The sequence below is a fragment of the Bacillus sp. FSL M8-0063 genome, from assembly GCF_038005545.1.
Taxonomy (GTDB): Bacteria; Bacillota; Bacilli; order Bacillales; family Bacillaceae_G; genus Bacillus_A; species Bacillus_A wiedmannii.
On sequence record NZ_JBBOTJ010000001.1, the window covers coordinates 989,412 to 1,001,683 of the forward strand.

16 protein-coding genes are annotated in these 12,272 nt (G+C 35.5%); 7 read left to right on the top strand and 9 right to left on the bottom strand.

Annotated features, from left to right (window positions below; all coding sequences use genetic code 11):
* Positions 1-67: 67 nt before the first annotated feature.
* Positions 68-1,165 (top strand): NAD(P)H-dependent flavin oxidoreductase, encoded by a 1,098-nt coding sequence (locus MKX31_RS05075; protein ID WP_142289429.1) that lies wholly within the window; start codon positions 68-70, stop codon positions 1,163-1,165.
* 17 nt (positions 1,166-1,182) lie between these two features.
* Here MKX31_RS05075 and dltD read toward each other — a convergent pair whose 3' ends face one another.
* The 5 genes from dltD to MKX31_RS05100 all read right to left on the bottom strand — a co-directional run bounded on the left by dltD (position 1,183) and on the right by MKX31_RS05100 (position 5,499).
* Entirely contained in the window at positions 1,183-2,358 is a 1,176-nt protein-coding gene (gene dltD, locus MKX31_RS05080; protein ID WP_088048374.1) for a D-alanyl-lipoteichoic acid biosynthesis protein DltD, read from the bottom strand.
* Positions 2,355-2,594, bottom strand: a complete 240-nt coding sequence (gene dltC / locus MKX31_RS05085; RefSeq protein ID WP_000807310.1) for a D-alanine--poly(phosphoribitol) ligase subunit DltC — start codon at positions 2,592-2,594, stop codon at positions 2,355-2,357. The genes dltD and dltC overlap by 4 nt, the downstream gene beginning before the upstream one ends.
* A gap of 68 nt (positions 2,595-2,662) precedes the next feature.
* Complete coding sequence (gene dltB / locus MKX31_RS05090; RefSeq protein WP_088048375.1) at positions 2,663-3,829, bottom strand: D-alanyl-lipoteichoic acid biosynthesis protein DltB; 1,167 nt, start codon at positions 3,827-3,829, stop codon at positions 2,663-2,665.
* On the bottom strand, positions 3,826-5,340 hold the full coding sequence (dltA, locus tag MKX31_RS05095) for a D-alanine--poly(phosphoribitol) ligase subunit DltA (RefSeq protein ID WP_340980217.1): 1,515 nt from the start codon (positions 5,338-5,340) through the stop codon (positions 3,826-3,828). The genes dltB and dltA overlap by 4 nt, the downstream gene beginning before the upstream one ends.
* 12 nt (positions 5,341-5,352) lie before the next feature.
* A complete protein-coding gene (locus MKX31_RS05100; protein WP_000440293.1) occupies positions 5,353-5,499 on the bottom strand; it encodes a teichoic acid D-Ala incorporation-associated protein DltX in 147 nt (48 codons plus the stop codon).
* Positions 5,500-5,827: 328 nt separating this feature from the next.
* On the opposite strand from MKX31_RS05100, the gene MKX31_RS05105 reads away from it, so the two are divergent.
* The 5 genes from MKX31_RS05105 to MKX31_RS05125 all read left to right on the top strand — a co-directional run bounded on the left by MKX31_RS05105 (position 5,828) and on the right by MKX31_RS05125 (position 8,897).
* Positions 5,828-6,997 (top strand): amidohydrolase, encoded by a 1,170-nt coding sequence (locus MKX31_RS05105; protein ID WP_098103454.1) that lies wholly within the window; start codon positions 5,828-5,830, stop codon positions 6,995-6,997.
* 232 nt (positions 6,998-7,229) lie between these two features.
* Entirely contained in the window at positions 7,230-7,400 is a 171-nt protein-coding gene (locus MKX31_RS05110; protein WP_165761941.1) for a hypothetical protein, read from the top strand.
* Entirely contained in the window at positions 7,393-7,839 is a 447-nt protein-coding gene (locus MKX31_RS05115; RefSeq protein WP_000041146.1) for a flavodoxin, read from the top strand. Before MKX31_RS05110 ends, MKX31_RS05115 begins: the two co-directional genes overlap by 8 nt.
* A 24-nt stretch (positions 7,840-7,863) precedes the next feature.
* Positions 7,864-8,637 (top strand): hypothetical protein, encoded by a 774-nt coding sequence (locus MKX31_RS05120; protein WP_088048377.1) that lies wholly within the window; start codon positions 7,864-7,866, stop codon positions 8,635-8,637.
* A 98-nt stretch (positions 8,638-8,735) separates the two neighbouring features.
* Positions 8,736-8,897, top strand: coding sequence for a hypothetical protein (locus tag MKX31_RS05125; RefSeq protein WP_016088745.1), 162 nt, complete (start codon positions 8,736-8,738; stop codon positions 8,895-8,897).
* Between the two features lie 2 nt (positions 8,898-8,899).
* Here MKX31_RS05125 and MKX31_RS05130 read toward each other — a convergent pair whose 3' ends face one another.
* Positions 8,900-9,802, bottom strand: a complete 903-nt coding sequence (locus MKX31_RS05130; RefSeq protein WP_098103453.1) for an aminoglycoside phosphotransferase family protein — start codon at positions 9,800-9,802, stop codon at positions 8,900-8,902.
* 83 nt (positions 9,803-9,885) lie between these two features.
* Here MKX31_RS05130 and MKX31_RS05135 point away from each other — a divergent pair, with 83 nt between their 5' ends.
* On the top strand, positions 9,886-10,404 hold the full coding sequence (locus tag MKX31_RS05135; RefSeq protein ID WP_064476700.1) for a hypothetical protein: 519 nt from the start codon (positions 9,886-9,888) through the stop codon (positions 10,402-10,404).
* Between the two features lie 63 nt (positions 10,405-10,467).
* Here MKX31_RS05135 and MKX31_RS05140 read toward each other — a convergent pair whose 3' ends face one another.
* From MKX31_RS05140 to MKX31_RS05150, 3 genes are all read right to left on the bottom strand, one after another.
* Complete coding sequence (locus MKX31_RS05140) at positions 10,468-10,617, bottom strand: hypothetical protein (RefSeq protein WP_000744621.1); 150 nt, start codon at positions 10,615-10,617, stop codon at positions 10,468-10,470.
* 18 nt (positions 10,618-10,635) lie between these two features.
* Positions 10,636-10,809, bottom strand: coding sequence for a hypothetical protein (locus MKX31_RS05145; RefSeq protein WP_000343561.1), 174 nt, complete (start codon positions 10,807-10,809; stop codon positions 10,636-10,638).
* 69 nt (positions 10,810-10,878) lie between these two features.
* Positions 10,879-12,243: an MATE family efflux transporter gene (locus MKX31_RS05150; RefSeq protein ID WP_000665397.1), complete on the bottom strand. Its 1,365-nt coding sequence runs from the start codon at positions 12,241-12,243 to the stop codon at positions 10,879-10,881.
* Positions 12,244-12,272 lie beyond the last annotated feature (29 nt).

Below are 12,272 nucleotides of genomic sequence, written 5' to 3' on the forward strand. Positions count from 1 at the left end.
TTCAACCCTTGTAAAAGAAGGGGAAAGTTTGTCAAATAAAGAAGATATAAGGGGAATAGGAGGAGAAATGGTGTTTACAAGTCGCGTAATAGATCTATTACAAATTAAGTATCCCATCATTCAAGCAGGTATGGCAGGTGCGATTACGACGCCTGAGCTTGTTGCAGCTGTAAGTAATAGTGGAGGACTAGGAACGCTTGGAGCAGGCTATATGAGCCCTGAGCAAATTCGTGAAGCAATTTATAAAATAAGGGAACGAACTGATAAGCCTTTCGGTGTTAATTTACTGTTAACGAAAGAGATACAGATAGAAGAAGAGAAAGTAAACTTGGCAAAGGTATTACTTAGCGGAATGAATAGAGAATTCGGTATAGGGGAAGAAGAGGCGATAAAGCTCCCAAAAAGCTATAAAGAACAATTACAAGTGTTAATAGAAGAAAACGTACCAGTCGTTAGTTTTGCATTTCAAACGTTAGAAAAAGAAGAAATAGGTGACTTAAAAAGAAGAGGAATAAAAGTCATCGGAACAGCTACTCATGTGAGAGAGGCGAGGGTGCTTGCTGAATTAGGAGTAGATATTATTGTTGGTCAAGGTAGTGAGGCAGGAGGGCATAGAGGAACGTTTATTGGGAAAGAACAGGACGCTATGATTGGGACGTTTGCATTAATTCCGCAGTTAGTAGCAGCAGTCCCGCATATCCCAATTGTTGCAGCGGGTGGTGTAATGAACGGACAAGGGCTTGTTGCGGCATTTACATTGGGGGCAGAAGCTGTTCAAATGGGATCAGCCTTTTTAACGAGTGAAGAAAGTATTACGCATGATGTGTATAAAGAAGCAGTTTTACATAGTACAGATACGAGTACAACTGTGACCCGTGCGTTTTCCGGGAAATATGCACGGGGTATTCGTAATGAATTTATAGAGAGACATGAAGGGAAAGAAGAAGGGCTTCCCATGTATCCAGTGCAAAATGTATTAACCTCTAAAATACGCCAAGAAGCAGCAAAACAAAATAAAGGAGAATACATGTCGCTTTGGGCAGGGCAAGCGTCATCATTAGCACGAATAGAATCAGCTCAGCATGTAGTGGAGCGAGTTATGAAAGAAGCAGAGAACGTAATCGAACAATTACAAAATATATATAGAAAAAGACCACTTGAATAATTCAAGTGGTCTTTTCATTAGTTTGCTTTATAAAATTGTTGGATGGCCTCATCGATATAAACCCAGCCTTTCCAACCTAAGTGCATATGATCTTTTAAGAAGTATTTATCATACTCATGATTTGAGAAGTCGGCAATTGGATAGCCAGCTTTCTCAATTTGCTCATGAACTTTCTTGTAGTACAATTCGCGACGTTCTTTCGGGAAGCCAGCGTAATCGTACCAAGGACCTTTTACAGGAACAGAAATGAAGAGTGGTTTTGCACCAGATTGTTTTAATAAATCAAGTACAATTTGTAAATCTTCATATTCTGGCGATTGATCATAAGCATCATTTTTTAAGTAGCCTTCACGTTGCTTTAATTTCTTCTTAATTTTGCTATTGAAGTAATCATCTTCGATACCATATTCGTTAGATCCTGATTCTACTGCACCCGTTTGATCTGCATGTTTACGAGCCTCGTCCCAATTCATTTGTTTTAATGAAGGGTCAAGTTTTTCTTTATGCGGTTTAATATTAAACATTGCTGTAAATAAATCTTTACGATCTAAAATGTTACGATAAATATAAGCGAAAGGTTTAGCAGCAAGTGCTTTTACTTTATGCTTTGTATCATCATAAACGATACCTTCAAGCGAAATTTTTAGTAAAGTTTCTTTCTTGACGATCTCAAAGTTTAATAAACGTTTTGCAATTTGCTTTTTCATTTCAGGCTTTAAGTCATCATTGAAAAGCAAGTGATAGCCTTGTTGTTTTGAAAAGTTAGGTGCAAAGTGTGTTTCATCAATACCTTGTGGTACAAACCATTGAGGAGAAAGAACGAATACCATTTTCTTATCCTTCAATTGATCCATAGTAGATGCAAAGTTTAACACATGTACAAGGTCTTGTGTTCCTCCGCGTCCAAGTAGGAATGGTGTGAACCCTTCAGGCTTTACTTTGAAATAATTTGATGGATGGAAAGCATCCATACGTGCGAATTCCGATGAACCGTACATCGGAAGGTATTTCGGGTCTGCTAACATCTTTTGCTGTAATATCATACTTTGAATCTTTTCTTCTTTTAAAGAAGTGGCAGCTTGTTCTACTTTTTCATCACTTAAAAGTGGAAGTAGGAAGCGCGTTGGAATAAGTAAGAATACAGCAAAAAGGGCCAATGCTAAAAGCATCGGACCAAATTTTGCTTTGTTCATCGGATTTCTTCCAACTTCTTAATAACCATGTTTGGTGTAGCCCACTCGTCACGGTCAAAATCAGAAATAGAAACTTCAATATCTAAACGCTCTTGGAATTCAACTAATAAAGATACTACAGCGAAAGAATCAAGAATACCTTCTTCAAATAATTGAACATCTAAGTTTTCTTTCACAATATCGTTTTCACATACTTCTTCTAAAATATCTAATACTTGCTCTTTGAATTCTGCCATTTTTAAAATCTCCTTTATATCCGAAATATATTATATGTGCAACTTCTTACTAGTATAAGAAGGGTGCATTAAAAGTATCTGTTAAGGTGTCCCGAGAAAATTAGGAAACCGAAACATACAACGTGGAACGTAATTACAATCGCAAGGACATGTGTAAATTTATTGTTTGGCCAAAACTTATGCTTCTTGTTTTTTCGTTCGAAAATATCGAATAAAATAAACAGTGCGGCATGATAAAGACCATAAATAATGTATTGATACACATGCTCACCAGTAATATGCCAAATTCCCATGATGAAAAAGTTCAAAAATGCACCGATATAAGAAATTGTGTAACGGTTTTTAATTAACTTTTTCTTCGTTGCAAAAAAGACGAAACGCATGTAAATAAAATCACGGAACCAGAATGATAAACTCATGTGCCAGCGGTTCCAGAAGTCTTTAATGTTACGACTAATGAACGGTTTATTAAAGTTTTCTGGTGTTTTAATACCCATCATATAACTTACACCAATTACAAATGAGCTATAACCAGCAAAGTCAAAGAATAAATATAAGCTATAGCTATACATGTAAATCATATTGGATAGGATTGTATCTTGCTGAGCAAATGCCGGATCCATAAAATATTGCTTTATTAAGTAAGCGATAATAAATTTATACAAGAAACCTTGGAAAATACGGTTTAATCCTGTATATAGTAAATTTTGATATTCTTCAGCGCTAGGTGGTTTTTGAATATCTTTTTGGAATCTGCGGTAACGATCGATAGGTCCCGTTGAAATCGCAGGGAAGAATAAAACGAATTCCCAAAAATTAAAGAAGGAAAGTTCTTTAATTAAGCCATCACGAACTTCAAATACCATTTGCACTGCTCTAAATGTTACATAGGACATGCCTAGAAATACAATAAACTTTAGTTCAGGTGCAAATGGTGCGACTTTCGCCAAAATAAGTGGCAAAATCGATAAAATAACAGCTACACAAAACGTGAATGTACTATTCTTTTGTTTTCTTAAAATTAAATAGCCTTTAATCAGGGCATATTGCCAAATAATAAATGCGGCTAACATAATCGCTTGCTTCGGTTTATCCGAGAAGATAATAGCAAGCATGACTAATGTTAAAACGGCATTATATTTACGCAACATTTTACCTTTTAATCCAGCTATGATAGTAGGTATTAATAAAATGCCCACTATAGCGAAAAAATAAAATGATCCATATGCGGTCATGCTGTAACCTCACTCAATAATTTTTTGCGATCTACCTTTCCATTTGGTGTCATTGGAATAGAAGATTGATACATGAATTTACGTGGAATCATGTAGTTTGGTAATCGCTCATTGAGTTCTTTTTTGATTGCAGATGTTAATTTGAATTCTTTTTCAAATGAATGTTCGCCAGGAACAACAACCGCTAATAAATAATCGTATTTCTCACCTTTTTTAATTGGAACGATAACTGCTCCTTCTACGTAAGAACACGCACGAAGATGATGCTCAATTTCTTCTAATTCCATTCGATAACCATGCAGCTTAATTTGGAAATCAAGACGACCATTATAGAATAGAAGCCCATTTTCAACATAGCCAGCATCGCCTGTTTTATAGGCACGCTCACCGTCAATCATAGTAAATGCTTTTTCTGTTAATTCAGGGCTTCCTAAATATCCAACGCTTACGCTTGGACCGACAATTACGATTTCACCTTTTTCACCATCAGGTGCAATGGTGCCATCTTCTTTCATAATAAGAAGGCGGCAGTCTGATTTACAGTAGCCAACTGGAAGTGATTTGTATTGATCAAGCACTTCTTCTGTAACGTGAATCCCTGTTACAGCGACAGTAGCTTCTGTTGGACCGTACGTATTCATAATTGTCGCTTTCGGGAAACGCTCAATTAATTTTCTAGCTACTTCATTTGGTAACACTTCACCGCAGAATAAGAATGTTTTCATGTTCGGTAGCATACTCTCAGAGAAAGATGCTTCCATTAAACACATCTCTGCGAAAGATGGTGTTGAAGTCCATACTTGTATATCCGATTGCTCTAAAGAAGCAAACAAGTCTTTTGGACGTGCAATCATATCTTTATCGATTGCCCAAAGTGTACCACCTGTTACTAAGGATGGGTAAATATCCATGACAGATAAATCGAATGAGAAAGGTGCTTGGTTTAAGAATACTTGCCCTGTTTGTAAGTTAAAATCTTCTACAGTCCATTTTGTAAAGCTTACAAGGCAGTTATAAGTAATCTGAACCCCTTTCGGATTACCTGTGCTTCCTGATGTGTAAATAATGTAGAAGTTCTCATCACCTTTTACCGCATGTTCAGGATTTGGAGTGTTCCCTTTATGAGTAAAGAAAATATCTTTTAAGTTGTCTTCACTTACAATGCGAACTGGTAAATCAGTTACAGTTACTTCAGTTCCTGATAAAAGTAGTTTCGCACCAGAATTTTCAGCGATACGTTGTACACGATCAGCTGGGATAGATAAATCTACAGGAATATAAGCATGTCCAGCTTTTACACATCCTAAAAAGTTAATAATCATTTCAGGTTGCATATGGCCATACACCATAATTGGTGAACGATCATCTGGATACGCAGAAGAAATCCAATGTGCTAACGCATCAGAATCTTCCTTTAATTGTTTGTACGTAATTTTCGCATCTCGCCAAACAAAAGCAGTTTGATCAGGCGTTTCAATAGCCCACTTTTCAATTTGTTCTAATAACTTCATAACGTTCCCACCCTAAAATTCGTTGTAAATAAATGTACTTGTGTTTGTATCATGGAATCCATACAACCAAAGCAATGCAAATAAAATTGCAAGGTAATAAACCGTCTTTGCAACCCATTGTGTGAGTGGTCGAGACCATATCTCTTTTAATCTTTCCATGTCTTTCCCTCTCTTAATGAAATGATAGCTCTTTGTAGGTATCATGTCCTACATTATTGTGAAAAAAACAAAATTCCACATTTTAGGTAAAAATAAGTCAAAAGGCTCTTTTCTGATATTAGCACTAAATACTAAAAAAGAAAATCCCTAACTTAGCAATTATATTACATTCAGTATGAATTTGTAATGGGTTTGACATGTAAATAGGAAGTGGATTGTGTGAATGTATAAAAGTGGTCAGGGAGAATGTATAGAAATGTAATATTTGTTTGAGTTTTTCATAGTTAATGTATGAATTGTTAAAGTTTCATAAGAGGAGGAATTTCTGATGAAGAGGATGTGGAAGGATCTTATTTTAGAAGAAAACATTATTAAATGGAGACAGCATTTTCATAAATATCCGGAATTATCATTTCATGAAAAAGAAACTTCACAATTTATATATGAAACATTATGCTCATTTTCTTCTTTAGAAGTAACGAGACCGACGAAGTATAGTGTACTAGCAATTAAAAGAGGGACGGGACAAGGGAAAGTAGTTGCGATTCGAGCTGATATAGATGCTTTACCAATTCAAGAGGAGACAAGGAAATCTTATACGTCTGTGAATAAAGGAATGATGCATGCATGTGGGCATGATGCTCACGCAGCTATTTTGTTAAGTACAGCAGAGGTGCTATCAAATATAAAGGAAGATTTCGTAGGTGAGATTCGTCTCTTCTTTCAGCACGCAGAAGAGGTGTATCCTGGCGGGGGACAAGAAATGGTTGAGGCAGGCGTGATGGATGGTGTTGATTATGTAATAGGTTTACATGTTATGTCTGGATTGGAGAGCGGGAAAATCGGAATTGCGTATGGACCGATGATGGCGGCACCAGACGTATTTACAGTTGAAATTCAAGGGAAAGGAGGGCATGCGGCGAGGCCAGAAGAAACGATAGATCCTATTGCTATCGGAGCACAGATTATTACAAATTTACAACATATCGTATCAAGAAATACAAGTGCTTTCATGCAAAGAGTTGTTTCAGTTACGCAGTTTCATGGGGGAATGGCTGATAATATTATTCCTAATGCAGCAACTTTAATGGGAACTGTGCGTTCTTTTAATCAAGCGTTAAGAATAGAAGCAGAAGAGAAAATTGAGCAAATCGTGAAAGGAATCACAAAGGCACATGGAGGAAAGTATACATATACGTATCGATACGGATATGATCCGGTTATTAATGATGAATATATTACGAAAGTAGTAGAAGAAAGTGCACTACATTTGTTTGGGAATGAGCGTGTTGTGAAGCTTGAACCTTCTATGGGAGGAGAAGATTTTTCAGCATATTTAAGAAAGGCACCGGGTTGCTTCATTAAATTGGGGACGGGGAATGAAAAGGTAGATACTTGTTATCCGCATCATCATCCGAAATTTGATGTAGATGAATCAGCTTTAATTTATGGAGTGGAATTATTTTTAGAGACAGCGATAAGACTACTAAAATCATAGAAAAGTATAAAAAAAGGCAACTGCGCTCTATCGCAGTTGCTTTTATTTCTTTCCGTCAGAGAGGGCTGAGAAAGAACTATGCTCATTTATAGTATATGAATAGCTAACGGACAAGCTTGTACATTTTAATCATTTTTTAAAAAATAGTTATTGACATTGATAATCACTGTCAATTAATCTAAGGGTAGTTGAAATTGATAATTATTATCAATAGGATGGATGAGACATGTTAATGAGAAAAAAATTTCACCTTCTGCGGAGGGGATTAAAAGATAAAAATAAAGATGTTGATCAGCATATGGAATGGCAACGAAATGTAATTCGTTCTGAATATGTAGATGAGAAGAGTACGCTTCCAACAGAAAAAGAGATACAAGGTAAAAGGAGAGATTCAGTTGAGTAAGTTAGTAATGATTTTTGCAAGTATGAGTGGAAATACAGAGGAAATGGCTGATCATATTGCGGGTGCAATTCGTGAAACAGAAAATGAAATTGAAGTTATCGATATTATGGATTCACCAGAAGCTTCTATACTAGAACAGTATGATGGAATTATTTTAGGTGCTTACACTTGGGGAGATGGTGACCTTCCTGATGATTTCTTAGATTTTTATGATGCAATGGATTCTATTGATTTAACCGGGAAAAAAGCGGCAGTATTCGGATCATGTGATTCGGCTTATCCGAAATACGGCGTGGCGGTTGACATTTTAATAGAAAAGCTACAAGAGCGCGGAGCTGCAGTTGTGTTAGAAGGACTAAAAGTAGAATTAACGCCAGAAGATGAAGATGTAGAAAAATGTTTACAGTTTGGAGCTGAATTTGTAAAACACCTTTCTTAATGGCAGAAGGGAGATGAAGAGCAAGTGCATGAGAAAATCGCAATCAAAACGATGACAGATTATCATTTGTATGATTTTATGCGTTGTCCGCATAAATTTTATTTCCGTCATATAAAAAGAAGAGAACCTTCTTCATTTGAATGGCAACAAATCGCACAAATGATTGTGAATCGAATTATTAATGAATATTACACACTACCTGCGGGCCAACAAACGAAAATCGTACTTTTAATATTAATAGAAAAGTATTGGAAAAAGGTAAGGATTAATATGTTTGCTTCAAAGACGGAGTATTATATTGTGTTAGCGAAGCTAACGGATCACTTATTACAGTTTGTTGAAAGAGATGATAGTCAGATACCGCCGTTATTTTTATATGAAAAATTTCAAACATATATGGAAGAGTTAGGTGTCCACATGTCATTGACAGTAGAAGTTGGTGAGTGGAGTACTGAGTCGTTTGTAATTAAAAAGTATGTTGTCGATGCGGATGAGGAAATGCTTGCTCTTTGTCAAAAGTTAATGACAGTATTCAGTTATAAAGCTTTTGGCATTCTTCCCGGAAAAATTGAAGTTATTAATTTAATAGAAGGAACTAAGTATGAGTACATTCCGAAACAGGAAGATATTATAACTGGAATGGCTGATTTATCTAGAATGAAAGAAATGTTGCAACAACCTGAGCATTATACAGAGCGTCATTTTCGTTCTGAGTGTATAAGTTGTGCGTTTCGTAGTGAATGCCAAAGGGAAGAAGCAAAGAAAGAAGCGAAACAGAAGAAAAATATCGTACATTAAAGGATACAAGTTTGTATCCTTTTTTGTTATTGACATGAAAAGCTTTTCATCATATACCGTATATTTGTAGCAGATTTTAATAAAGGGAGGAATAATCAATGAAAGATGAAACGAAAGTATTTCAATGGTTAAAAGAACAGAATGCTCCTTTTGGAATTCAACTGCAAATTTTACAAGCATTTCAACTGTATCAAGTTATTGTTGAAATGGATAAAAAGTTAATGATGTATGAGGAGAGAGAGTATAGGGAGAGAATGTAATCTCATCCCTGTAGTATTACTTTCAGTTGTTCTGTACCCGCTAGGAATTCAAGTTCATTCTTTGTTTCAAAGCTATAAACAATATTATGTAGTAAAGGGCTGTATTGATAAAAACTCGTGATGCGGTGAATGAGTAATGGGTCATCGTGTGAAGTAAGCGTACTGTATTGTTTATATACAGCTGTAGTAAATTCATGTCCGAAATTATAGTATAGTCCAGCAAAGTCAAAAGCAGGATCGCCAATTTGAGCATCACCAAAATCGATAATCCCTGAAATGTTTTTGTTCTGCTTATTAAATAAAATGTGATGATGTGTAAAATCAGCGTGAATAATTGTATTTTGAAAAGTGGTTGTATCGATAAAAGTAAAGAAATTTTCGAATAACCGATTTAAAGATGATTTCTGTAACGAAGTAAGACTGTTAGTAACATACTGATTTAATTTAGTTTGTAGCTCTTTCCAGTAGGTCAGTTTTTTTTCTATAGGGAATTCTAACGCTTCCACACGTTTTAAAGGAATACTATGTAGAGTCGCAAGGAAGGTGGCTAATTGTGTAATAAGTGCTTCCCGCTCTTGTTTTTCTAGTGTAGTAACTATTTCTGGTTTTAACGGCTCACCATGAATGAGTGTATAGTAACTACAAAGTGGAACCGCATCAGCATTATTGCTATATAATAGGTGATACTGTGGGACCTCAATTTCATGTAGTGAACAAGAGAGAAGTGTGCACAGTTCTTTTTCTAACGGAATTCGCATTGCATATTCCTGTTTTCGCGGGAAACGAAACAGTAGTTCATCATTGATAATAACCGCTACATTATCCCATCCTTCTTCATTTTGTTTATATGAATGTATAGAAAGATTAGGCAAAGCTTCTTTTATATATTGTTTGTAAGAGTCCATAATTGTTCCTCATTTCTATGTTAACTTATTCCACTTTATGATATCAGAATTTTCTTTCTATATGTTAAAATATACCTATCATTATGAAGAGGGGCGGGAGTATTATGAAGAAAAGACTATTCATCACTTCTTTATGTATCGCTTTTGGATTGTTTTGGTCATATAAAGAAGAGGTTTTTGCTAGCTTTAAACTGATTGATCAGTACGGATTAAATAATGAATTAAAGAACAAAAGTATAGAAACTTTAACTCATAATGAAATGAAAAAGGTAGGAGAACATTTTGTGACAGAGCAATTATCAGTGTTTGGGCTTAATAATAAAGAAGATGTGAAACGAAAAGGTGAAGAACTATTTGTAAATAGAGGATATGAACAATTAATAGGAAATTATTATCCAAATCGGTTTCGGGATTTAGAGTATAAATTTATAAACGAGGACATACGTGAAGTGACGGATGAAAGTTTTCGTTATCAAACTGCAGCGTACGTTGCGGGTACTGAAAATGGTAAGAGAAGCGAAATGAAATTGAATTATGAAATGAAAATTGTAAAGGTTAATAATATATTTAAGGTGTTAGAACAAAAACAGTACGTACAATAAAGTGAAACATGAATGAGTGCCACAAATAGCCGATAAAAAAATCCCCCAGTTCTTTGAGGGATTCTAAAGATTTTCATTTTGTTGACCAAGTTCTTTTTGAGCAATATATAAATTTCCTTGCTCGACTTGTTTCTGAGTAAGAACAGAATCACCTGCATATCCTTTTTCTGTTTTTACAGTTCTTTTTGAACGATTGGAATTTTGTTTCTTCATATAATAGACCACCCTCCATCAAAAATAAACGAAAATGATGAGTACGAGTAACACAGCGGCAAAAATGGTAATGCCCATTAAAAACGAGGTGTTTTTATATTTAGGTGTCTTATGTACATCTTGCCGATATCCAGGTGAAATTTCAGGGGCGAATTCTTCATCGAATGATTGCTTTTTTTCTTTTTCGTCCATATGTATCCACCTTTCTTTTTCATTATGTTATACGTTCAAAGAAAAAATATGCATAAAGAAAACCACCCTCTATCGTGAGCGGCGGTTTTCTGTTGTATATTTTCTTTGAACTTGAAAGAGACGGACAAGAAGGAAAGTGGCACCAAATGCTAGACCGATAATAAGACCGATCCAATATCCTTTTGCTGCCCAGTCAGTGTAAGTTGCTAATATGTAACCGAGAGGGAGACCTATTACCCAATAAGCGATTAATGTCATAATTAAGGAAACATTTACGTCTTTATAACCACGTAGTGCCCCTTGTACAGGAGTTGCAATTGCATCTGAAATTTGAAATAAAATCGCAAATATAAGAAATTCTTTTGCTAAATGATGAACTTGTATATCTGTCGTATAAATAGAAGCAATTGCATCATCAAAGAAATAGAGAAGAATTGAATATAATAGGGCGAATGCAAGTGCTAAGCCAATCCCGATAAATCCATATTGTTTTGCGTTATTGTATCGCTTTGCTCCAACTTCGAATCCAACAGCGATGGTCATTGCCATTGCTAAACTTAAAGGAGTCATATATAACAAGGAAGCGAAGTTCATAGCTGCTTGATGAGCTGCGATTGTTGTCGTACTAAAATTACTCATCATAAGTGTCACCGCAGCGAAAATACTTGTTTCAAAAAAGATAGCAAATCCAATAGGGACGCCAAGTTTTAAGAATTCAGTCCAACTTGAAAGAGAAGGACGATATAATTGTTTAAAGATATTGAAAGATGCGAAAGGTTCTTTCGTACGAATAATAATAACGGTAATAATTAAAATGCACCAATAGGTTGCTGCAGAAGCAATTGCCGCTCCAACACCACCGAGTTTTGGAAAACCGAAATGACCAAAAATTAATACATAATTTAATACTACGTTAATTGGTAATGATAGTAATGTAATGATCATCGTTGTGCGAGTTTTTCCTAATGCATCAATAAACCCGCGTAAAACAGTGTAAGTAAATAAAGGGATAATTCCAATTGCAATAATACTTAAAAATTGTGCCGCAATACGTTCCACAGGTTCTTCCAGGCGCATGCCGTTTAAAATAGGTGAAACAGCGAAGAAACCGATAAGGATGACCACGAAACTAGCACAAATTGCTAAATATACTGCTTGTATGACAACTTGGGGAACATCCTCTTTTTTCTTGGATCCAATGAGCTGTGCAACAATTGGAGTGGTAGCCATTAAAATTCCTGTTAATCCGGTACTAACGGGAAGCCATATACTTGTTCCGATAGCAACACCCGCTAAATCAATAGGACTTGCGTGCCCTGACATTGTCGTATCGAAAAAACTCATTGCAAATAATGACATTTGCGTTACGAAAATCGGGAAAAATAGTAATACAAATTGCTTTAATTTTTGTGAGAATGAATTAGTTTCTTTCATAAAATCCCCTTTCCGCTAAAAAAACAAAC